Below are 22,357 nucleotides of genomic sequence, written 5' to 3' on the forward strand. Positions count from 1 at the left end.
TTGCACGGCACAATGGAGGAATGTCCACGCCCCTCCACATCGGCCCGCACACCGTCCAGCCCCCCGTCGTCCTGGCCCCCATGGCCGGGATCACCAACGCGCCCTTCCGCACCCTGTGCAGGGAGTTCAGCGGAGGGAAGGGCCTGTTCGTCAGCGAGATGATCACCACCCGGGCGCTGGTCGAACGCAACGAGAAGACCATGCAGCTCATCCACTTCGACGCGACGGAGCGGCCCCGGTCGATCCAGCTGTACGGCGTGGACCCGGCGACCGTCGGCAAGGCCGTCCGCATGATCGCGGAAGAGGACCTCGCCGACCACATCGACCTCAACTTCGGCTGCCCCGTGCCGAAGGTCACGAGGAAGGGCGGCGGATCCGCGCTGCCGTACAAGCGGAACCTGCTGCGGGCCATCCTGCGCGAGGCCGTCAGCGGCGCCGGCGATCTGCCCGTGACGATGAAGATGCGCAAGGGCATCGACGACGACCACATCACCTTCCTGGACGCCGGCCGGATCGCCGTCGAGGAGGGCGTCACCTCCATCGCGCTGCACGGCCGCACCGCCGCCCAGCACTACGGCGGCACCGCCGACTGGGACGCCATCGCCCGGCTGAAGGAGCACGTGCCGGAGATCCCGGTGCTCGGCAACGGTGACATCTGGTCGGCGGAGGACGCGCTGCGGATGGTGCGCGAGACCGGGTGCGACGGTGTCGTCGTGGGGCGTGGCTGCCTCGGGCGGCCGTGGCTGTTCGCCGACCTGGTGGCCGCCTTCGAGGGGCGCACCCAGGACATCGCCCGCCCGGCGCTGCGCGAGGTCGCCGACGTCATGGTCCGGCACGCCACGCTGCTCGGTGAGTGGATCGGGGACGAGGCGCGCGGGGTCATCGACTTCCGCAAGCACGTCGCCTGGTACCTGAAGGGCTTCGCGGTCGGCTCCGAGATGCGCAAGCGCCTCGCGATCACCTCCTCGCTCGAAGAGCTGCGGTCCGGCCTGGACGAGCTGGACCTCGACCAGCCCTGGCCCGCCGGCGCCGACGGGCCCCGGGGCCGTACGTCCGGCAACAACCGGGTGGTGCTGCCGGACGGCTGGCTGAAGGACCCCTACGACTGTGCCGGGGTCGGCGAGGACGCCGAACTCGACACCTCCGGCGGCTGATCAGCCTCCCGAGCGGTGCGGCGTGGAGCCGTACGCCTTGAGGAAGCGGTCGCGGAAGGAACTCATCTTCCACACCGGGGCGTCGCGGTCGGGCTTGAGGCCCTCCGTCCAGTTCCAGTCGGCGACCCTGTCGAGGACCTTCGGGTCCTTCGCGACGATGGAGACCGGCACGTCGCGGCTGGCGCGGGTGCCGCTGACCCGGGCCATGGGCTGGTGGTCGCCGAGGAAGACCAGGACGGTGTCGTCGGTGCCGTAGCGCTCCAGCCACTGGGTGAGGCTGGTGACCGAGTACTGGATGGACTTGCCGTACTCCTGCCGGGACTTGGTGGTGTCGGTGATGATGTCCGAGGCCTTGTTGCCGGCCTTCTCGATGGCGTCGAAGCGTGAGCCGTCGCCGAGTTCGTCCCAGCCGACCATCTTCGGGATGGGGGCCCAGGGCTGGTGGCTGGAGGTCAGGATGACGAACGACATCAGCGGCTTGTCGCGCTTCTTGCCGTGCACCTGACGCTGGAACGCCTCCAGCGCGTACTGGTCGGGCATGGTCGACCAGCTGAACTTCGGGCCCTTGTACCCCAGGTCGTAGGCGTCGTAGAGCTTGTCCAGGCCGTACCACTTCTCCTCCGGCCAGCCCTTCTGCACGCCGGGCATCACGCCGACCGTGTCCCAGGCGCCGCTCTTGCGGAACGCCTTGGTGAGGGTGAGATGGTCGCCCGCGGTGACCGTGCGGTAGCGGCGCTGGTTGTCGATCCACAGGCCGGACATGGTCGTGGAGTGGCCGAGCCAGCTGCTGCCGCCGTAGGTCGCCGAGGTCAGCCAGCCGCTGCGGGCGGCGAAGCCGGCCTTCTCCAGGGCCTTGCCGCTGGTGTCGAGGGTGCGGTCGACGCCGGGCGCCATGATCGGGTCCTCGATGGCGCTGCGGCCGTAGCTCTCGATGAACGTGAAGATCACGTCCTTGCCGCGCAGGTCGGGCAGCAGCTGGCCGGGCGGCGTGTTGCCGAAGGTGTCCGCCTGGGCGTGCTTCGCGAAGGCCGCCTCGTCGCGCAGGGACTCCACCGTCCGCTGGGCGTGGACCCGGAGGGCTCCGGCGCCGCGCTCGGAGGCGATCGGCCCGCCGAAGAGCGTCAGGCCCAGGGCGGAGCAGGTCACCCAGACGACGCCGGCGATCAGCGCGCCCCGGGCCGCCCGGGGCCGGTGGCGTACGAGCAGGTCGCTGAGCCGGATCGTCGCCGCGACCATGACGGCCGCCAGCAGCAGGACCAGCACGATCGCGCCGACGGCGGCCGCGGTCGCGACGCCCCCGCCCAGCGTGTCCCCGACGTACGCCTGGGCGTCGGGCAGCAGGTCCCAGTCGAGCGCGGCGTTGAAGCCCCGGCCCAGATACTCGTTGAACCCCATGTCGAGCAGGTTCACGGCGGTGAGCGCGGTCAGGCCGAGCCCGTACAGCGCCGCCGCGACCAGCCGGGGCCGACGCGGCAGCCACAACACCACGACGGCCCCGATGACCGCCTCGGCCGGTATGCGCGTGAAGCTCCTCGGCCCCACGGCGGGGAGGGTGTTGGGCAGCAGCAGGGCACCGAGGACCAGGGCGGCGGCGAGGGTGGTGGTCGTCCGGCGGAGGGTGCGGGCGGCGCGGGGGTGACGGGCGCGGAGGCCGGTGAGCCGGGATCTGAGGGTGGGGCGGGCGGCGGGTTCGGGTGTGACGGGTACGTCGTCCGATGCGGGAGTCTCCTCCGCCGATGCCGACGTGGACTCTGACCGTGATGACTGGCCGAAGCGTGTGAAGACAGGCACCCGGAGGTCCTTCCCGTACGAAACCCGGTGAGGTGGCGGACCCGCGTGGGGGGTCGGGTCCGCCTCAGTTCCGTACGGTGCGTCCACCAGGTGTGTTCAGCCCGCCGGGCCAGCGCTCGGCAAACACCCGGCAAACGCTAGGGCCTGTCGTTCGGGTCAGGTCGCAGACGCGGGGTCTGGCACGCGCATCTGCGGCGTTGTCGTCGGTCGCCGACTCCCCCACGCTCGGCTGCGCTCGCGCGGGCGGTGCCCCCATCGCGTCGACTCCCTCCTCCGCCTTGCAGCTGCACGCACCAGACCCCGCTCACCGGCGTGACGAGATGCCGCCGATTCCCTGCGTCCTGACCCGAACGACAGGCCCCGGCCAATCGTCCGGTCAGACGCCCCCGACCGCCGTGAGCAGCGCCAACGGGGCCGAGGCCGAGCGGGATTCGCGTACGCAGGCGTGCGGGTGCGGCACCGGCTCCGGGTGGGTGTCGCGGCCGTAGCCCGCGAGGACCTCGGGGAGCCGGTTGCCGGTCGCGGTCGCCGCGTCGACCAGGCCGCGGGCGATGGCGCGGGCCTCGTCGTGCAGTCCGTAGCGGGCCAGGCCCAGCGCGATCAGCGCGTTGTCGTGCGGCCAGACCGAGCCGCGGTGGTAGGAGAGCGGGTGGAACGCCGGCTGGCCGGCGGCCAGGGTGCGCACGCCCCAGCCGGAGAAGAAGTCCGGTTCGAGGAGGCGCCGGCCGACCTGTTCGCCGTACTCCTTGTCCAGCAGGCCCGACCACAGCAGATGCCCGGCGTCGGAGGCCAGGGCGTCGACCTGGGCGCCCCGGCCGTCGAGCGCGAGCGCCGGGAAGGAGCGCTCTTCCATCCAGAAGTCCCGCTGGAAACGGTCGCGCAGGTCACCGGCCGCCTGTTCCAGCAGGTCCGCGTACGTCCCGTCCTGCCACACCGTGCGCGCCAGCCACGCCGTGCGGCGCAGCGCGTCGTAGGCGTAGCCCTGGGCGCCCGCGGCCGTCACCGGGCCGTTGGGGCGGGTGCCCTCGGCGGAGCAGATGGCGCCGGGGGAGTCCTTCCAGTTCTGGTTGGCGAGGCCGCCCTGGTCGGCGCGGTAGACGAGGTAGCCGCGCGAGGTCAGGCCGCCGTGGTCGAGCATCCAGCCGACGGCCGCGCGGGCGTGGGACTGGAGGCGGTGGGCCAGGGCGTGGTCGCCGGTCTGCTCCGTGTAGGCGCCGAGGAGGACGAGGAACAACGGTGTGGCGTCGACCGAGCCGTAGTAGCGGCCGTAGGGGACCTGGCCGAAGTGCGCCAGTTCGCCGTGCCGCACCTCGTGGACGATCTTTCCGGGCTGGGCGACCTCGCTCGCGCCGGTGTCCGTGGCCTGGGTCGCGGCGAGCGCGGGCAGGGTGGCGGCGGCCAGCCGGGGCCGGTAGGGCAGCGCGAACAGCGACGTGAGCAGGGCGTCCCGGCCCAGCAGCGTCAGGAACCAGGGGGCGCCGGCGGCCGGGACGCGCAGTTCCTCGCCGTCCGGTCCCTTCGCCGGGACCTGGAGCGCGGCGAGGTCGGCGAGACCCCGGGAGCAGGCCGCGGCCAGCTCCGGCCAGCCGGTCGGGAAGGCCAGGCCCTCCACGAACTCACCCTCCCGGGCCAGCAGTTGCTCCCTCACGGCGGCCGGGGAGCGGGGCACGCGCAGGGCCCGCTTCTCGCCGTGCGGGCGGGCCATGACCCGCAGGACCAGCTCGGCGGTGCCGTGCGGGGCGAGCTCCAGGGTCCACACCAGGCGGCGGGCGCCGGTGCCGGTCTCCTCCACGGCGTCCGGCTGGGGCTCGGCCGTCACCGTCGTACACGAGCGCCACTCGCCGCGCCGGTAGGTGAACTCCACGCCGTGCCCGAGGACCTGGCGGGAGCGGACGGCACCGGCCTTGGTGTAGGTGCGGTGGTCCGAGCGCAGCTCGAACTGGTCGGTGAAGTCGGCGTCGGCGGTGACCGCGAGGCGGACCGTCGTCGGCGCCGGGCGGTTGCTGGTGATGCGCAGCGACTCCACGAACGAGGCGTCGCCGACGGCCTGTTCACGGAAGAGCGTGTACGCGGGCGGCTCGTTGCGGCCACCGCGCGGGACGAGGACGCAGCGCGCGGTGTCCCCGTCGGCCACCGGCGTCAGCGTGTCGGGCACGGCCCCGTCCACCGTGAGCTGCCACCGGCTGAGATGCCGTGCGTCCCGTACGAACACTCCGTCCGGGGCGCTGCCGCCCCGGTAGCCGCTGATGTCGCCGCGGTCACCCACGGCGGCGAACGTCCCGCCGTGCACGAGCAGATGATGCCGGTCCGTCATCCCTGGTCCCCTCCCTTGATCGCCGTGACGCCGTTTCTGTCCCCTGCGGGCCGGTCGTGCAGCAGGTCGAGCGTGAGCGCGGCGGTCCAGCCGAAGCCGGTGGCACCGCAGGCCTGTGCCGTGTACGGGTCGACGTACTCCGCGAAGCCGGAGGCGTCGGCGGTGTGCAGGATGCCCTTGCGCAGGGCGTCGGCCCGGCCGCGCTCGCCGTGCAGCCGCAGGCCGCCCTCCAGGAGCCAGTTGGTGTTGATCCAGGCCGGGCCGCGCCAGTAGCGGTGCGGGTCGAAGGCCTCGCCGAGCAGGTCGTAGCTGGGCACCAGGCGGGTGGTGCCGCCGAGGCCGAAGTGCGGGCCGCACATCGTGCGGACCAGGGTGGTGGCGAGGTCGCGGGGCAGGGTCGGCAGCAGCAGCGGGATCAGCCCGGAGACACCGCGCTCGGGGATCAGCTCCCCGGCGCGCACGTCCCGGCACAGGAACATCCCGGCGGCCGGCTCCCACAGCCGCTCCACCAGGGCGGCGGTGAGCCGCTCGGCGCGGGCCTGCCGGGCCGTCGAAGCCGCGCCCAGCTCGTGGGCGATCCGGGCCAGGGCGTACTCGGAGGCGATGAGCAGCGCGTTGAACGCCGGGTCCTCCACGGCGAACTCCCCTGCCCCGTCGGCGTATCCGCGGTCCCGGTAGTCGCTCGCCAGCCGCACGTACCGCCCGTAGTCCAGATCCGTCGGCCGGCCCTCGGGGGAGCCGTGGTCGAGGTCGGCGCGGCGGAAGGAGCGGGCCGGGGCCGGGGTGACCCGGGACAGCGGACGGTCCCAGCAGGGGCTGTTGTCCATACCCTGTTCCCACGGGTGCACGACGGAGACCAGCCCGCCCCCGCCCAGGTCGCGCCGGTGCAGCAGATACCGGTGCCAGGCCGCGAGGCGGGGATACATCCGGGTGAGGAAGCCACGCGCCCGCGACAGACCCGGGTCGGCCAGATGCACCAGCCACACGGCCAGCGCGTGGACCGGTGGTTGCGTGATCCCGGAGGTCTGTACGGTGCGCGGGGCGCCCGCGGCGCGTCCCGCGGTCGAGGAGCGCCAGAAGTCGGGGCTCGGGAAGTACGCGTCGAGGGGGACGGAGGGGTTGAAGACGATGTGCGGGATCCGCCCGTCCGCCCACTGGGCCGCCAGCAGCGTGTCCAGTTCCGTCTGGGCGCGTAACGGCGAGACGTGCCGCAGCCCGATCGCGATGAACGCCGAGTCCCACGACCACTGGTGCGGATACAGGCTGCGCGAGGGCACGGTGGACGTCCCCGTCCAGCCTTCCTCCAGCACGGCTGCGGCCCTGACGTGCAGGGGCGGTGCGGTACCGGGCGCCGTACTGGACGGATCGTATGCAACGGTGCGTCCCGCGGGGCGGGGGGTGCGTTGGGCGGTGCGGTCCACTCGGGGCTCTCCGAAAAGACGTCCAGCCGACCGGTTCGGCTGCGGCTACCGTGGGGTTACGTCTATTTAACACGCAAAACCCACTATGTAAGGCAAGGTTGAGAAACACAAGGGGGTGTGCATGACCGGACAGCCCGGAAGAACGGGACAGAGGACGGGACGAGGTGCCGGCCAGGCGAGCGCCGGCGAACTGCTCGAACTGGTGCGCAGTCGCCGCGCCGTGACCCGGGGTGCCCTGCAGCAGGCGACCGGACTGTCCCGGGCCACCGTCGGGCAGCGGCTCGACCGGCTGTTCCGCGCGGGCTGGCTGCGCGAGGGCGCCGGGGGACCGGTGGACTCCCCGCTGGGCGGACGCCCCTCCATCACCCTGGAGTTTGACGACGAGCACGCCGTCGTCCTGGCCGCCGACCTCGACACCCGGCACGCGCGGGCGGCCGTGCTGTCGCTGAGCGGCGAGATCCTCGCCGAGCACTCCGGCACTCTGGCCGTCGAGGACGGGCCGGACACCGTGCTCGGCGAACTCGGCCGCTGGTTCGCCGAGCTGCTGGAGAAGGCGGGCTGCCCGGCCGAGTCGGTGTGCGGGGTCGGGCTCGCGGTGCCCGGCCCGGTCGACACCGAGACCGGCCGCGTCGTCCAGCCGCCGATCATGCCTGGCTGGGACGGCTACGGCATAAGGGCCCGGCTGGCCCGGGCGCTCACCGAGCACACCGGCGCCGCCGCCGTGCCCGTGCTGGTGGACAACGACGCCAACCTCATGGCGTACGGCGAACAGCGCACCGGCTACCCCGACTGCTCCGCCTTCGTGCTGGTCAAGGTCTCCACCGGCATCGGCGCCGGGGTCGTGGTGGACGGCTCGGTCTTCCGGGGCATCGACGGGGGCGCCGGGGACATCGGGCACATCCGGGTGCCGGAGGGCTCCCAGGCGCTGTGCCGGTGCGGTTCGTACGGCTGTCTGGCCGCCGTCGCGAGCGGTGGGGCGGTGGCGCGGCGGCTGGCGGAGGCCGGGGTGCCGGCGGCCTCCGGCTCGGATGTGCGGGACCTGCTGGCGTCCGGGCACCCCGAGGCGGTCGGTCTCGCCCGGGATGCCGGGCGCCGGGTCGGGGACGTCCTGGCGACCGTCGTGACCCTGCTGAACCCCGGCGTGCTGATGATCGCCGGGGATCTGGCCGGAACTCCCTTCCTGACAGGGGTGCGCGAACTTCTCTACCAGCGGGCGCTGCCCCGCTCCACGGCCCACCTGGACGTGGTGACCTCACGGCTCGGCGAGCGAGCCGGGCTGGTGGGGGCGGGTGCGATGGTCGTGGAGCACCTGTACGCCCCCGAGCGGGTCGAGGAGCGGCTGCGGGCGCTCGGAGTGTGACAGGGACATTTCGACCCCGCCACGCGTCCGCATGGTGAAATCCGGCGAGCTGTGGCAGCGTGATTCTCGCCACCTCTGATAAGGGTTGCGCTCAGATGAGCGGATCATGAGCGGCTGCACTTCTCCAAAGGGTGGCACTGAGTGCCACGCTTTGATCGTTCATCGATCGAACTCAAGCGTACCGAAGGCCGCTCAGGTGAGCGCTCAGGGAGCTCGATGGAGGTTCATGCGTTCAAGAAGTGAACACATGCGGCTGTGATTGCTTGCCAAGCCTTGACTTTCGATCCGCTGGCGGACGAGTGGTTACAGGCGCATGACGCGCGCATGGACGTACCCAGACGCCTTCGATCTGGGTATGTTCCTCGCCGTCAGGGCAGCCACCGCGTCCTCGAGGAGTCGAGACCCGTGTCGGAAAACAAAGATCTCCCGGTAGCCGAGCAGGCCGCGAGCGTTGAGGGCGTGAAGTTCGTTTACGACTTCACCGAGGGAAACAAGGACCTCAAGGACCTCCTCGGTGGCAAGGGCGCCAACCTCGCCGAGATGACGAACCTGGGCCTGCCGGTCCCGCCCGGCTTCACGATCACCACCGAGGCCTGCAAGGTCTACCTCGACAGCGGCGCGGAGCCGGCGGCACTGCGTGACGAGGTGAGTGCACACCTCGACGCCCTCGAGGCCCGCATGGGCAAGAAGCTCGGCCAGGCCGACGACCCGCTGCTGGTGTCGGTGCGCTCGGGTGCCAAGTTCTCCATGCCCGGCATGATGGACACCGTCCTCAACATCGGCCTCTCCGACAAGTCGGTGCAGGGCCTGGCCAAGCAGGCCGGCGACGACCGCTTCGCCTGGGACTCCTACCGCCGCCTCATCCAGATGTTCGGCAAGACCGTCCTCGGCGTCGACGGGGAGCTCTTCGAGGACGCGCTGGAGGCGGCGAAGGCGGCCAAGAAGGTCACGGTCGACACCGAGCTGGAGGCGGCCGACCTCAAGAAGCTCGTCACCAAGTTCAAGAAGATCGTCAAGACCGAGGCCGGCCGGGACTTCCCGCAGAGCCCGCGCGAGCAGATGGACCTCGCCATCCACGCGGTCTTCGACTCCTGGAACACCGACCGGGCCAAGCTCTACCGCCGCCAGGAGCGCATCCCGCACGACCTGGGCACGGCCGTCAACGTCTGCTCCATGGTCTTCGGCAACCTCGGCCCCGACTCCGGCACCGGCGTCGCCTTCACCCGCGACCCCGCCTCCGGCCACCAGGGCGTCTACGGCGACTACCTGCAGAACGCGCAGGGCGAGGACGTGGTCGCGGGCATCCGCAACACCGTGCCGCTCGCCGATCTGGAGCAGATCGACAAGAAGTCGTACGACCAGCTGATGCAGATCATGGAGACGCTGGAGAACCACTACAAGGATCTCTGCGACATCGAGTTCACCATCGAGCGCGGTGTGCTGTGGATGCTCCAGACCCGGGTCGGCAAGCGCACCGCGGGCGCGGCCTTCCGTATCGCGACCCAGCTGGTGGACCAGGGCCTGATCGACGAGGCCGAGGCGCTCACCCGCGTCAACGGCGCCCAGCTCGCGCAGCTGATGTTCCCGCGCTTCGACGAGAGCGCGAAGGTCGAGCAGGTCGGCCGGGGCATCGCGGCCTCGCCGGGCGCGGCGGTCGGCAAGGCGGTCTTCGACTCGTACACGGCCGTGAAGTGGTCCCGCTCCGGCGAGAAGGTCATCCTGATCCGCCGCGAGACCAACCCCGACGACCTGGACGGCATGATCGCCGCCGAGGGCATCCTGACCTCGCGCGGCGGCAAGACCTCCCACGCGGCCGTCGTCGCGCGCGGCATGGGCAAGACCTGTGTCTGCGGCGCCGAGGAGCTGGAGGTCGACACCAAGCGCCGCCGGATGACCGTCCCGGGCGGGCATGTCGTCGAGGAGGGCGACGTCGTCTCCATCGACGGCTCCTCGGGCAAGGTCTACCTCGGTGAGGTACCCGTCGTGCCGTCGCCGGTCGTGGAGTACTTCGAGGGCCGGATGCACCCGGGTGCCGACGACGCCGACGAACTCGTCGAGGCCGTCCACCGGATGATGGCCTTCGCCGACCGCAAGCGCCGGCTGCGCGTGCGCGCCAACGCGGACAACGCCGAGGACGCGCTGCGGGCCCGCCGCTTCGGCGCCCAGGGCATCGGCCTGTGCCGTACCGAGCACATGTTCCTCGGCGACCGGCGCGAGCTGGTGGAGCGGCTGATCCTGGCCGACACCCAGACCGAGCGCGAGGAGTCCCTCAAGGAGCTGCTCCCGCTCCAGAAGCAGGACTTCGTCCAGCTCTTCGAGTCGATGGACGGCCTCCCGGTCACCATCCGCCTCCTGGACCCGCCGCTGCACGAGTTCCTCCCGGACATCACCGAGCTGTCCGTCCGGGTGGCCCTCGCCGAGTCCCGCCAGGAGCCGCACGAGAACGAACTGCGCCTGCTGCAGGCCGTGCACCGGCTGCACGAGCAGAACCCGATGCTGGGTCTGCGCGGCGTCCGTCTCGGCCTGGTCATCCCCGGCCTGTTCACCATGCAGGTCCGGGCGATCGCCGAGGCCGCGGCCGAGCGCAAGGCCGCCAAGGGCGACCCGCGCGCCGAGATCATGATCCCGCTCGTGGGCACGGTGCAGGAGCTGGAGATCGTGCGCGAGGAGGCCGACAAGGTCATCGCCGAGGTGGAGGCGGCCTCGGGCGCGCAGCTCAAGCTGTCCATCGGCACGATGATCGAGCTGCCGCGCGCCGCCCTGACCGCCGGTCAGATCGCCGAAGCCGCGCAGTTCTTCTCCTTCGGCACGAACGACCTGACGCAGACGGTGTGGGGCTTCAGCCGGGACGACGTGGAGGCCTCGTTCTTCACGGCGTACCTGGAGAAGGGCATCTTCGGCGTCTCCCCGTTCGAGACGATCGACAGGGACGGCGTCGGCTCCCTGGTGAAGCTCGCAGCCAAGGCCGGCCGCGAGACCCGCCCCGACCTCAAGCTCGGCGTCTGCGGCGAGCACGGCGGCGACCCGGAGTCGGTCCACTTCTTCCACGAGGTCGGACTCGACTACGTCTCCTGCTCCCCGTTCCGCATCCCGGTGGCCCGCCTGGAGGCCGGCCGGGCGGCGGTCCAGTCCCAGGGCAGCGACCACCGCTAGCCCGGGCCACAGAACCCGGAGCCGTCGACGGTCCCCGACCCTCACCGATCGCGGCGGCTCCGGCGCACGAAGAAGAGCGGGGCGACACCTTGTGCGGAGGTGCCGCCCCGCTCTCGCGCGTTCCGTTCGGGTAGGGGCAGGTTCGGCGGGATCGGGCACCGGGCACCTATGCGGATATGCCTTCCTTGCGCCGTATGACCTCTCTCGTGGTGGCGTTGTCGCTGTCCCTCCTCCTCCCGGTCCCCGCGGCCGCCGCCGCTCGCGGGACGGCAGGGGATCCGGTGGTGCCGGCTCTGGAGCGGGCCGCGAGTCCGTTGCGCAGTGCTGAACCCGGCGGGGACACGGGCGACCTCCGGCCGGTCGGCAGGGCGGTCGGGGGTGCGGTCGTGGTGGGGACGGGGGAGGCGACGCACGGCTCGCACGAGTTCCTCGCGGTGAAGGACCGGGTCTTCCGGTACCTGGTGGAGCGTCGGGGCTTTCGCACCTTCGCCCTGGAGACGGCATGGAGCACCGGAGCGCGCCTCGACGACTACGTCGTGCACGGCGAGGGCGACCCGCGGCGCATCATGCGGGAGGACTTCCAGTACACCTACGTGCTGAACAACACCGCCGAGAACCTGGCGCTGGTGGAGTGGATGCGGGCGTACAACCGCGAGCACCCCGAGGACCCGGTCCGCTTCATGGGCGACGACTGGGGCTACACCGGACCGGAGCTCTACGACCGGGTGACGGAGTATGTGGCCCGGGTCCGTCCCGGACTCCTGCCGCGCTTCGAGGCGCTGTACCGGGGGCTGCGGCCGGCCCGCCCCTCCGGCGAGTACCAGAAGGCGTATCTGGCCCGGCCCCTCGCCGAACGGCAGGAGATGGCCTCCCGGACCGGACGCGCCCTGAAGCTGACGGAGTCACTGGAGCCACGCGACGAGCCGGGCCGGGAGGAGTTCGCCAGGGTGCTGCGGCACGCCACGGTCATCGACCAGACGGCGACCGGCTACGGCTTCGACTTCGCGGATCCGCGGCAGGTCGCCGAGGCCATGCGGTGGCGGGACGAGGTCATGGCGGACAACGTCGTCTGGTGGCACGAGCACACCGGGCACCGGATCCTGCTGGCCGGCCACAACAACCACATCGGCTACGAACCCGAGGACCCGAAGGTCCTGCCCAGGACACAGGGCGCGTTCCTGCGCGACCGGCTCGGCAGCGGCTATGTGAGCATCGGGCTCACCTTCGGCCGTGGCGCGTTCAAGGCCACCGACCCGGAGGAGACGCACATGCTCACCCACACGGTCGGCCCCGCCCGGCCCGGCGGCAACGAGCACACGCTGGACCGGGTGCGCCACGACCGCTACGTCCTGGACCTGCGCACCGCCCCGCCCCCGGCCCGGCACTGGCTGGGCACGGCCCGGCCCACGCGCAGTGTCGGCACCGCCTACCCGGAGGAGCGCAACGAGTTCGACATCGCGCTGGGCCGTTGCTTCGACGTCCTCATCCATCTGAAGCGGGTGCGGGACGCCGACCTGCTGCCGACGGCTTGAGCGCCGGTCATGGCCGGCACAGCATCCGGTCGATGAGTCCTTGGAGGGCCTTCTCGGTGGTGAGGAGCTGGGTGTCGTCGGTGGTCCGGCCGTTGACCGTGACGACCACGGACCGCCTGCCGTCGGCGGTGAAGCCCGTTCTGACGAAGGTGCCCTCGAGGTCGCCGTGGTGGCCCCAGCGGCTGCCGCCGCACGGCAGTGGCTGCTCCATCAGGCCGAGGCCGTAGCGCAGCCCGGGTGTGAACCGCTGGTGCTCCTCGTTGCCCGGGACGGTGCGGCGCATCGCGGCGAGCTCGCGGGGCGGCAGCAGCCGGCCGGTGAGCAGGGCCGTGAAGAACCGGTCCAGGTCGCGGGAGGTGGAGACGAGCGCACCGGCGGTACCGGCCCACGCCATGTTCCGGACGGTGGTGTCGGTGGAGCCGGCGGACCCGGCGAACCGGTGGTAGGTGTGGGCGTACGGCTCCGGCAGATACGGATCGTCCCCGGGGACCCTGGTGCCGTGCAGCCCCAGCGGACGGATGATCCGGTCGTGCACCTCCACGGCCCAGGGGCGCCCCGTGACCTTCTCGATGACGGCGCCCAGGAGGTGGTAGCCGGTGTTGGAGTAACTCCAGCGGGGGCTCGGGTCGTCGGGGCCGGAGGGCGGGAAGTCCGGGGCGTGTCGCAGGGCCGCGTCGACGAGTCGCTCGGGGTCGATGCGGTCGAAGCGTCTGCGCTCGAACTCCTGGGCCGTACGGCCGGTCAGCTCGGTGGAGTCGTAGTCGTGCAGGCCGCTGGTGTGCTGGAGCAGGTGCTCGACGGTGATGCGGCTGCCGTCGTTGCCGTGGCCCTGGACGAGGCCGGGCAGCCAGTGCTCCACCGTGTCCCGCGGGGACAGCCGCCGCTCGGCGGCCAGGTGCAGCACGGTCGCGGCCACGAAGGACTTCGTGACGCTGGCGGCCCGGAAGTGCGCGCCGCCCGGTACGGGCCGGCCGGTGCCGAGGGCGGCCTCGCCGACGCTCGCCTCGACGGTGTGCCGTCCGTCCCGGAAGCGGATATGGACGCTGACCGCCCGGGTGGATTCCAGGGCTCTGGCCGCCTCCTGTCGCAGCCGCTCAGGCGGGAGAGGTGTGGTGGCCGGGGACGAGGGTGCGCCGAGGCCCAGGGAGAGCGCGAGAGAAGCCAGGACGACCGCCGCCAGGCGGTACGGCGCGCTCACTGGGGCAGGCCTTCCCGCAGGCATACGGCGGTGCCGGTCAGCGCGGCGGTGTGCAGGGCGGTCAGGGTCGGCAGCTGGTTCGTCAGCGGGGTGGATTCCAGGTCACTCAGGGCGAACAGTCCGTCGTCGTCGTGCTCCGCGCTGCGCGTGACGGACAGCCCGGCCGGGAGGCGGCCGCCGTGGAAGTAGAAGTCGATCACCGGGCCCGTGCCCTTCACGTCGGCCCGGTGGTCGTAGCCGATGAGGCGGGGATCCCGGTCGAGGAGGATGCCGGTCTCCTCGTACAGCTCCCGGCGCGCGGCACCGACCGGGTCCTCTCCATGGTCGAGCATGCCGCCCGGCAGCCCCCAGAGCCCGGCACCGGGCTGGCACCCGGCATAGCGCAGCAGCAGGATCCGGTCCTCGGCGTCGAGGAGCAGGACGCAGGACGCGACGATGGTCTGCGGCAGCGTCTTGACCCACTCGGCGCGCGGCAGCACGGGCTGTGCGTCGGGGGCGGGCACGGTCGTGTCCACGGTGATGTTCCTTCCGTCGGCCGGGCAGCCCGTACGAGCTGCCCAACCGGAGGAACGGCCGGACGCACCGATGGTCACCGGCCCACCCGGGTCACGTGTCGCAGGCGACCCCGTCGTTGTCACGGTCCAGGTGGGAGGCGTACCCGGGTTCACCACGGCTGATGGGCGCGGCACCGGCGGCCCGGACGGCGCTGCAGTTGGCGTAGTAGACGTTGGTGTCGCCGGAGCCGGAGCCGGAGCCGCTGCCGCTGTCCTCGGAGCCGCCGCCCGTCGCCGGCCGGGCGGTGACGGTGGTGGTGGCCCTGACGGTCTTGGTGGCGGTGACCGTGGGAGCGGGTTCCGGCTTCTTGGCGAGCGGTGTCGCCGTCGCCGTGGCCGTCGCGGTGACCGTGACGGTCGGCTGCGGCTTGGCGGCCGCGGGCTTCGCGTCGTTCGTCGTCTCGCCGCCACCGGCGCCGATGCCCATACCCATGAACAGGGCCAGCCCGAGGGCGGGCAGCAGGTAGCGCTTCCTGGCCCAGCGGGGCGCCGGGCGGGCCGGCTGCGGCGCGGGCGGCGCGGGATACGGGCTGTTGTGCGGGTTGGCGTACGGGTTGGTCATGGTCATCCCCCCAGAGGTGTTACGTGAGGGGATGACCGTAGGACCGGGAGGCTCTCGATGAGGGTGTAGTGACCATCTTGTGATGGTTGTGTGAAGTCGAGCCGTGCGCCTACGAGCGGAACGGGCCCTTCACCTCGTACGTGATGCCTCCCGACGAGCTGCCGGTCGTGCCGCGTTGGCTGGAGAAGTAGAGGCGGGTGCCGTCCGGGCAGAAGGACGGGCCCGTGATCTCCGAGCCCGACTGGCCGTCGATGCGCAGGAACGAGGCGACGACGTCGTCCGGGGTGATGACGCAGATCTCCATGGTGCCGCCGTCCTCGGCGACGAAGAGGTCGCCGGAGGAGGCGCCGGTGATGTTGTCGACGCCGGTGAGGGGGGCCGTGCCGTTGACGAGGGAGTCGTCGTAGGCCAGTTCGTACGTGTTGTTCAGCAGGTTGAGCTGCCAGACGCGGTTGTCGCCCTTGGTCGTGAACCAGACGGTGTCGTTCGCGTAGTGGCAGCCCTCGCCGCCGTTGAAGGACTTCGAGCCGGAGACCTGGGAGCGGGTGGCCGTGGGGGAGCCGTCCGGGTCGGGGACGTCGGTCCAGGTGAAGGAGCCGCTCGTGGCGCTGCCCGCGACCATGACCTGGAGCGTGCCGGACGACAGGTTGCCCCAGGTGCTAGGGACGAAGCGGTAGAAGCGGCCGTTGGTCTCGTCCTCGGTCAGGTAGATCACCTCGCGCACCGGGTCGGCGGCCGCCGCCTCGTGCTTGAAGCGGCCCATCGCCGGACGCTGCGCCGCCGCGTTCGTGCCCCACGGGTCGGTCTCGTAGACGTAGCCGAGGGACACCTCCTCGCAGGACAGCCAGGTGTTCCACGGCGTCTTGCCGCCCGCGCAGTTCTGGCGGGTGCCGGACAGGACGCGGTACGCGCCCGTGATCGCGCCGGCCGAGGAGAACCTCACCGCGCTCGCCCCGCCCGACGGGTTGATCTCGGAGTTGGAGACATAGATCCAGCCCGTGCCGTCGGCGTAACAGGCGCCGCCGTCCGGGGCGTTGTGCCAGGTGTACGACGTGCTCCCGACCCGCTGGCCGGAGCGGGCGATCACGCGGCTCGTGAAGCCGCCCGGGAGTCTGATTCCGTTGGCGTCCGGGGAACCCAGCGCCCCGTAGGGGCCGGATCCGGGCTGGGCCGGGGCCGCGTGGGCGGCGCCGCGCCACAGGGTTCCGCCCAACGCGGCCGAAGTGCCGCCGATGACGGCCGCACGCAGGAGGTTACGACGTTCCACTCTCACTCCAAGAGGTGCCGTACCGCCCTGCCGACGGTCGACGGCAGGGTCGAGCTCGGGGGAGGCGGAAGGGACGCTAGGGGAGCAGGGTTGACGGAGCATGGACAAATCGTGGCCGTGGGACGGCATGCGTCCTCACGCGGGCAGCGCCGGTGCCTCCCGTCTCGGCCTCCTCGACCGGTCGCCTCCCGGTCCTGGCCCCTCGACCGGCGGGCGTACGGAGGGGAGGCGGATCACCACGTCCAGGCCGCCCGTCGCCGCCGCGTGCAGGGTCGCCTCGCCGCCGCTGGCGTGGGCGAGGCGCTGCACCAGGGCGAGGCCGAGCCCCGTGCCGCCCTTGGGAGCGCCCGGGGCGCGCCAGAAGCGGTCGAAGGCGCGGGCGCGCTGCTCCTCCGTCATGCCCGGGCCCTCGTCGGTGATGTGCAGGTCGACCCAGCGGGGGCGGCTGTCCCGCAGGGCGCGGCGGGACGGGGCGTGCAGGCGCAGCTCGATGGTGACGGTGCTGCCGGCCGGGGACGCCCGCAGCGCGTTGGAGAGCAGGTTGTCCATGATCTGCTCGACGGCTCCCGGCACCGCGAGCACCGGGCCCACGCTCCCCGCGAAGAGCACGAGGGAGACGTCCGCCCGCGCGAACAGGGGCTGCCAGGTGCGATGCCGTTCCGTGCAGAGCGCGCCCAGGTCGACCGTGGCGGGGATGGCCGCGTGCTCCTCCAGCCGGGCCATCGCCAGCAGGTGCTCGACCATCCGGGCGAGCCGGTCCGTCTCCGTGACGGCCGCGGTGAGGCTGCCCCGGGCCCGGGCGGCGATGTCCGGCTCCAGGTTCTCCAGGCGCAGCCGCAGCGCCGCCAGCGGCGTCTTCAGCTGGTGCGAGGCCTCACCCGCGAACGCCCGCTGGGAGGCGAGCAGATGGGCGAGCCGGGCCGCCGTGTGGTTGAACGCGGCGGCCAGGCTGCGGACTTCCGGCGGGCCCTTCGTGATCGTCACCGGGGTGAACCGGCCGCCACCCTCGGCCAACTCGTGCGTGGCATGCTCCAGTTCGCGGATGGGGCGGCTCGTCCAGCGGGCGAAGGCGAAGCCGACCACGGTGACCGCGGTCAGTACGGCGAAGCCGCCCAGGGCGAGCAGCAGCCACACGTGGTGGACGCGCTCGTGCACCATGCGCGTGGGCACCGTCAGCCACACCGCGCCCACCGGACGCGCCTCCTGGCCGACCGGCGCCGCCACCGACAGGTACTCGACGCCGCCGATGGTGGAGGTGCGGACGTCCACCGTCGAGGTGCCCCGCAGTGCGGCCGCGATGCCCGGCCGAGCGGCCAGATTGCCGGACATCGCGGGGTCCGTCGGGTGGGAGGTGGCGAGTGACGCGCCCGAGGCGTCGACGATCACCACCTTCCCGCCGATGCGCTGCGCGCAGTGCGCCACCCGCGCGGGCAGGTCCCGCTCGGCCCGCCCCGCCGCGAGGGACAGCGCGGCGTACGCGGAGACCGACTCGGCCTCGTCCTTCGCCGCGTTGACCACCCGCTCCCGCTCCCCGCGCGAGTAGACGAAGCCCAGCGGGATCTCCAGGCAGAGCAGCACCAGCGCGGCGAGACTGAGGTAGCTGAGCAGCAGCCGGCGGGTCACGGAGAGGCCACCTGCGGGGCGTGCGGCCCGGTGTGCACGGACAGCCGGAAACCGACGCCCCGCAGCGTCCGGATCCACGCCGGGTGCCCCAGCTTGCGGCGCAGCGCGGCGACATGGACGTCCAGCGTCTTGGTCGGGCCGTCGTAGTGCGGGTCCCAGACGCGGTCCAGGATCTGCTGGCGTGAGTAGACCGCGCCCGGGTCCTCGCTGAGGAGCGCCAGCAGGTCGAACTCCTTGGGGGTGAGCAGAACGGGGGCCTCACCGACCCAGACCTGGCGGGTACGGCGGTCCACCACGAGCGGGCCCGGGTCGTGCGGGGGGTCGGGGGCGGGGTCGTACGAGGCTGCCGCGGGGGCTTCGTAGGACATGGCCGGGGCCGGTTCGTACGGGGGTGGCGGTGTGGGGGTGGGGTCGTACGAGGGCTGGGGCTGTCGGTGCGGCTGTTGCTGTGTATCGGGGGTGCCCGGTGTGCCTGGTGCGCGCGGTGTGCCCGATGCCTCGGGGAACGCCTGGTGGGTGCGTTGTGTGCGCCGGGTCACCGCACGGACCCGGGCCACCAGCTCCCGTACGCTGAAAGGTTTCGCCAGGTAGTCGTCGGCGCCCAGTTCCAGGCCCAGCACGCGGTCGGCTTCCTCGCCGCGTGCGCTGAGGATGACGATGGGGACGTCCGAGACCTGCCGGATGCCCCGGCAGACGTCGATGCCGTCCATGTCGGGCAGTCCCAGGTCGAGCAGGACGACATCGTTGTACGGGCCTCTCAGCCCGTCCGTGCCCGTAGCGACATGATCGACCGTCAGCCCGAAGTGGCCGAGGCCTTCGGTGAGCGGCTCGGCGATCGTCTCGTCGTCCTCGATGAGCAGCACTCGTATGCCCATACGTCCTGTCTCTCCGTGAGCCGGCATGAATCCGGGCAGCGCGAATTCCCATTCTCTGCCTGGAGTTCACACGCTACAAGATGACCGTTGGTAAGGGTATCCCGACAAAGAATGTTCAATTCCTGTCCCGGCTCTGGAGTTCGCTTAACCTTCCTCTGTAGGTCGGCCGTCTACGGTGGGGTGTAGATGATGAAACCCCAGTTCAGGAGGCGGAGTTGAAGGCACTGCTCGACCGGGCCCGCACGTTCAGGACGCGCATCGATTTCGACAGCGGCGAATACCGGAAACTGGCCGAAGGGCAATATCCGGAGGTGCTCTTCATCACCTGCTCGGATTCGCGGGTCATTCCAGCGCTGATCACGGGAGCGCGGCCCGGCGAGATATTCGAGCTGCGCAACGCGGGCAATATCGTGCCGCCCTACGGACGGCCCGGGGCCTCCGGCGAGGCGGCCACCATCGAGTACGCACTGGAGGTGCTCGGGGTTCAGGACATCGTGGTGTGCGGTCACTCACACTGCGGTGCGATGGGCGCGCTGAAGTCCGGCGACGACCTGTCCGGACTGCCCGGCGTCGACGCCTGGCTCCGCATCGCCCGCCCGGAGCTGACCTCCGTACTGGAGACCGCGCCGGACGACCCGTCCCTGCCGGAGGTGTCCCAGGGCAACGTCGTCAACCAGCTCGCCGCACTGCGGAGTTACCCGGTCGTCCGGCAGCGGCTCGACTCGGGCCGGCTGCGGCTGCACGGCTGGTACTACGAGGTCGACACGGGCTTCGTGTACGAACGCGGCGACGACGGCACGTTCCTGGTGCATGCCGCATGAGCGGGGCGCATGCGCGGGGACGGGGTGCCGCCGCACGGGGTGGCCGGGGGGCCGGCCCGGGGGGAGGTATGGCGGACCGGGGGGTGGCTGGGCCCGAAGGGGGTGTCTCGGACTGGGGGGCGAGCGGTTCCGGGCAGGACACGGGGGGTTGGCGGTCGGCCGGGTCGGCGGAGAGTGGTGCTGACTGGGGGGCGGGGGATCCTGCGGGCCGGGGGGCGAGCGGTTCCGGGCAGGACACGGGGAGTTGGCGCTCGGCCGGGCCGGCGGAGGCCGCTGCTGACTGGGGAGCCGGTGGCCGCTCGGAGGGCGGTACCGGCCGGGGGGCGAGTGGTCCGGCGACGGGGACTGCCGCGGACTGGGGGGCGAGTAGTCCGGGGGAGGACACGGGGAGTTGGCGGTCTGCCGGGTCTGCGGAGGCCGATTCTGGCTGGGGGCCGGGTGGTTCGGTCGGGGATCTTCCGGGCTGGGGGCCGGGTAGCCCCGGGGAGGGCACGGGGAGTTGGCGGTCGGCCGGGTCTGCGGAGGCCGATTCTGGCTGGGGGCCGGGCGTTCCGGTCGGGGATCCTCCGGGCTGGGGGCCGGGTAGCCCCGGGGAGGGCACGGGGAGTTGGCGGTCGGCCGGGGCTTCTGACGTCGTCGCTGACTGGGGGTCGGGCGGTCGTTCCGAGGGTGGGGGTGACTGGCGGTCGGGTGGCTCCGTAGGGGGTGACGCGGATTGGCGGGCCGGTGTGTCGGGAGGCGCGGCGGGGGAGCCCGGGGGCCGTCCGGGGCGTGGCCCTGCCGTAGGTCCGGCAAGGGGTGGCCCTGCCGTAGGCCCGGCAGGGGGTGGCTCTGCCGGTGGCCCGGCAGGAGGTGCCGGCGAAGGAATGCTGGGCGGGCTCGTGCGCAAGGTGACGGGTGGCGCGCAGGGGATGGGTGGCAAGGCCGGGGCCAAGGCTGACCTCGTCACCGACATCACCGCCTCGCTCGTCGTCTTCCTCGTCGCGCTGCCGCTGTGCATCGGTGTGGCCGTCGCCTCGGGGGTTCCGGCCGAACTCGGGATCATCTCCGGGGTGATCGGCGGCTTGGTCGTGGGCGCGGTCAAGGGCAGTACGCTCCAGGTCAGCGGCCCGGCCGCCGGGCTCGCCGCCCTCGTGGCGGACACCGTCGCCGACGTCGGCGTGGCCATGCTCGGCGTGATCGTGCTGTTCTCCGGCATCCTGCAGATCGTCCTGGGACTGGTGAAACTGGGCCGGATGTTCCAGGCCACCTCGGTCGCCGTCGTCCAGGGCATGCTGGCCGGCATCGGCGTGCCGCTGATGTTCAGCCAGGTCTATCCGATGGCCGACGCCAAGGCCCCCGGCGCGGCGATCGAGAACATGGCCGGGATCCCCGGGCTGCTGGCCGGCCTCCTGACGAACCCGCAGGCGATGATCGCCACCCTGCTCGGCATCGTCACGATCGTGCTCAGCTTCGTGTGGAAGAAGGTGCCCGGCCCGGCCGGGAAGATCCCGGCCGCGCTGGTCGCCGTAGGCATAGGCATGGTGGTCGCCGCGCTGCCCGGCGTGGACGTGAAGACGCTCCAGGTGGGCAACCTGCTCGCGTCCGTGAGCCTGCCGGGCGCGGAGCAGTTCGGCGCGCTCACCGACGGGGCGATCATCACCGCCATCCTCACCTTCACGGTCATCGCGTCCGCCGAGAGCCTGTTCACGGCCGCCGCCGTGGACCGGATGCACAGCGGCCCGCGCACCCGCTACAACACCGAGCTGGTCGCCCAGGGCGTCGGCAACACCGTCGCGGGCGTCCTCGGCGCACTCCCGATCACCGCGGTCGTGGCGCGCAGTTCGGCGAACGTCCAGGCCGGGGCCAAGACCCGGCTCTCCCGTACGCTGCACGGCCTGTGGCTGCTCGCGTTCGCGCTGCTGCTTCCCCAGGTGCTGGCGCTGATCCCGATCTCGGTGCTGGCCGGTGTCCTCGTGCACAGCGGCTGGAAGCTCTTCGCGCCCGCCGAGTTCCCGAAGATGTGGCGGCAGGACCGGGGCGAGTTCGCGGTGATGACGCTGACCACGCTGGTCATCGTGGCGACCGCGCTGCTGGAGGGCGTGCTGTTCGGTGTCGCCGCGGGGATCGTGCTGGCCGCGCTGCGCATGTCGCAGACCGTGATCCGCCAGCACATGGAGGAGGACACGGCCAAGGTCGTGATGGCCGGCAACGCCACGTTCCTGCGCCTGCCGAAGGTGATCGAGGCGCTGGAGTCGGCCGCCGCGTCCGGGAAGCCGCGGATTCGGCTCGACCTGACCGGCGTGACCCACCTGGACCACGCCTGCCGCAACCAGGTCGAGGAGTTCACCGCCCAGCAGCGCGGACTGGGGCTCCGGGTGGAACTGCTGATGCCCGGCGAGGCGAAGCAGGCCGGTTCCCGTACCACCGCGTCCGCAGGAGAAGCCCCTGCTACGGCACCACTGCCCAGGCGCCCGGTCACCGGCATGGGGGAGGAGCCGGCCGGAGCGGGGGAGCCGTCGCCCTGGCCCACCGCCGACGCCGAGTGGTTCTACCTCGACACCCGGCCCCTCCCGGAGGAGCAGTCCCGCTCATCCCTCCTGGGATGACCCCCACGCGGGACAAACCGCGGTGGGGGGGGGGGGGGGGGGGGGGGGGGGAAGAAAAAAGCGGGGGGGGGGGGGGGGGGGGGGAGAGCAAACCAAAAAGAACCACAAAACCCACGGGGGAAACAAAGGGGGGGGAGGGAAAAG

General features: G+C 72.0%; 15 protein-coding genes. 6 read left to right on the forward strand and 9 right to left on the reverse strand.

What is annotated here, in order from left to right; translation table 11 throughout:
- Window positions 1–20 precede the first annotated feature (20 nt).
- Window positions 21–1,154, forward strand: coding sequence for a tRNA dihydrouridine synthase DusB (gene dusB / locus ACZ58V_RS15640; protein WP_468191574.1), 1,134 nt, complete (start codon window positions 21–23; stop codon window positions 1,152–1,154).
- Here dusB and ACZ58V_RS15645 read toward each other — a convergent pair whose 3' ends face one another.
- The 3 genes from ACZ58V_RS15645 to ACZ58V_RS15655 all read right to left on the reverse strand — a co-directional run bounded on the left by ACZ58V_RS15645 (window position 1,155) and on the right by ACZ58V_RS15655 (window position 6,680).
- On the reverse strand, window positions 1,155–2,945 hold the full coding sequence (locus tag ACZ58V_RS15645) for a sulfatase-like hydrolase/transferase (protein WP_468191572.1): 1,791 nt from the start codon (window positions 2,943–2,945) through the stop codon (window positions 1,155–1,157).
- Between the two features lie 376 nt (window positions 2,946–3,321).
- Complete coding sequence (locus ACZ58V_RS15650; RefSeq protein WP_471290382.1) at window positions 3,322–5,259, reverse strand: amylo-alpha-1,6-glucosidase; 1,938 nt, start codon at window positions 5,257–5,259, stop codon at window positions 3,322–3,324.
- Window positions 5,256–6,680 (reverse strand): MGH1-like glycoside hydrolase domain-containing protein, encoded by a 1,425-nt coding sequence (locus ACZ58V_RS15655; protein ID WP_468191566.1) that lies wholly within the window; start codon window positions 6,678–6,680, stop codon window positions 5,256–5,258. Before ACZ58V_RS15655 ends, ACZ58V_RS15650 begins: the two co-directional genes overlap by 4 nt.
- A 121-nt stretch (window positions 6,681–6,801) precedes the next feature.
- Here ACZ58V_RS15655 and ACZ58V_RS15660 point away from each other — a divergent pair, with 121 nt between their 5' ends.
- The 3 genes from ACZ58V_RS15660 to ACZ58V_RS15670 all read left to right on the forward strand — a co-directional run bounded on the left by ACZ58V_RS15660 (window position 6,802) and on the right by ACZ58V_RS15670 (window position 12,725).
- Window positions 6,802–8,040 (forward strand): ROK family transcriptional regulator, encoded by a 1,239-nt coding sequence (locus tag ACZ58V_RS15660; protein ID WP_471290384.1) that lies wholly within the window; start codon window positions 6,802–6,804, stop codon window positions 8,038–8,040.
- A 405-nt stretch (window positions 8,041–8,445) separates the two neighbouring features.
- Window positions 8,446–11,193 (forward strand): pyruvate, phosphate dikinase, encoded by a 2,748-nt coding sequence (gene ppdK, locus ACZ58V_RS15665; protein WP_471290385.1) that lies wholly within the window; start codon window positions 8,446–8,448, stop codon window positions 11,191–11,193.
- 194 nt (window positions 11,194–11,387) lie between these two features.
- The gene (locus ACZ58V_RS15670) at window positions 11,388–12,725 is read left to right on the forward strand and encodes an erythromycin esterase family protein (RefSeq protein ID WP_471290386.1); all 1,338 of its coding nucleotides are present in this window, start codon (window positions 11,388–11,390) and stop codon (window positions 12,723–12,725) included.
- A 7-nt stretch (window positions 12,726–12,732) separates the two neighbouring features.
- On the opposite strand, the gene ACZ58V_RS15675 is transcribed toward ACZ58V_RS15670, so the two are convergent.
- From ACZ58V_RS15675 to ACZ58V_RS15700, 6 genes are all read right to left on the reverse strand, one after another.
- Window positions 12,733–13,923 carry a serine hydrolase domain-containing protein gene (locus ACZ58V_RS15675; RefSeq protein ID WP_471290387.1) on the reverse strand — a complete coding sequence of 397 codons (1,191 nt, stop codon included), beginning with the start codon at window positions 13,921–13,923 and terminating at the stop codon, window positions 12,733–12,735.
- Complete coding sequence (locus ACZ58V_RS15680) at window positions 13,920–14,438, reverse strand: NUDIX hydrolase (protein ID WP_471290388.1); 519 nt, start codon at window positions 14,436–14,438, stop codon at window positions 13,920–13,922. The genes ACZ58V_RS15675 and ACZ58V_RS15680 overlap by 4 nt, the downstream gene beginning before the upstream one ends.
- Before the next feature lie 91 nt (window positions 14,439–14,529).
- Entirely contained in the window at window positions 14,530–15,039 is a 510-nt protein-coding gene (locus tag ACZ58V_RS15685; RefSeq protein WP_471290390.1) for an excalibur calcium-binding domain-containing protein, read from the reverse strand.
- A gap of 109 nt (window positions 15,040–15,148) precedes the next feature.
- Window positions 15,149–16,306, reverse strand: a complete 1,158-nt coding sequence (locus ACZ58V_RS15690; protein ID WP_471290392.1) for an alkaline phosphatase PhoX — start codon at window positions 16,304–16,306, stop codon at window positions 15,149–15,151.
- Between the two features lie 135 nt (window positions 16,307–16,441).
- Window positions 16,442–17,929, reverse strand: a complete 1,488-nt coding sequence (locus tag ACZ58V_RS15695; protein WP_468191543.1) for a sensor histidine kinase — start codon at window positions 17,927–17,929, stop codon at window positions 16,442–16,444.
- Window positions 17,926–18,804, reverse strand: coding sequence for a response regulator transcription factor (locus tag ACZ58V_RS15700; protein WP_468191541.1), 879 nt, complete (start codon window positions 18,802–18,804; stop codon window positions 17,926–17,928). Before ACZ58V_RS15700 ends, ACZ58V_RS15695 begins: the two co-directional genes overlap by 4 nt.
- A 215-nt stretch (window positions 18,805–19,019) precedes the next feature.
- Here ACZ58V_RS15700 and ACZ58V_RS15705 point away from each other — a divergent pair, with 215 nt between their 5' ends.
- On the forward strand, window positions 19,020–19,625 hold the full coding sequence (locus tag ACZ58V_RS15705) for a carbonic anhydrase (protein ID WP_382827093.1): 606 nt from the start codon (window positions 19,020–19,022) through the stop codon (window positions 19,623–19,625).
- 866 nt (window positions 19,626–20,491) lie between these two features.
- A complete protein-coding gene (locus ACZ58V_RS15710; RefSeq protein WP_471290393.1) occupies window positions 20,492–22,213 on the forward strand; it encodes a SulP family inorganic anion transporter in 1,722 nt (573 codons plus the stop codon).
- Window positions 22,214–22,357: the final 144 nt, after the last annotated feature.

The sequence above is a fragment of the Streptomyces sp. NPDC040589 genome, assembly GCF_055594445.1.

Coding starts and splice junctions, on each gene's coding strand:
- dusB (WP_468191574.1), top strand. CDS start 21: ATGTCCACGCCCCTCCACATCGGCCCGCACACCGTCCAGCCCCCCGTC.
- ACZ58V_RS15650 (WP_471290382.1), bottom strand. CDS start 5,259: ATGACGGACCGGCATCATCTGCTCGTGCACGGCGGGACGTTCGCCGCC.
- ACZ58V_RS15660 (WP_471290384.1), top strand. CDS start 6,802: ATGACCGGACAGCCCGGAAGAACGGGACAGAGGACGGGACGAGGTGCC.
- ACZ58V_RS15670 (WP_471290386.1), top strand. CDS start 11,388: ATGACCTCTCTCGTGGTGGCGTTGTCGCTGTCCCTCCTCCTCCCGGTC.
- ACZ58V_RS15685 (WP_471290390.1), bottom strand. CDS start 15,039: ATGACCAACCCGTACGCCAACCCGCACAACAGCCCGTATCCCGCGCCG.
- ACZ58V_RS15700 (WP_468191541.1), bottom strand. CDS start 18,804: ATGGGCATACGAGTGCTGCTCATCGAGGACGACGAGACGATCGCCGAG.
- ACZ58V_RS15710 (WP_471290393.1), top strand. CDS start 20,492: ATGCTGGGCGGGCTCGTGCGCAAGGTGACGGGTGGCGCGCAGGGGATG.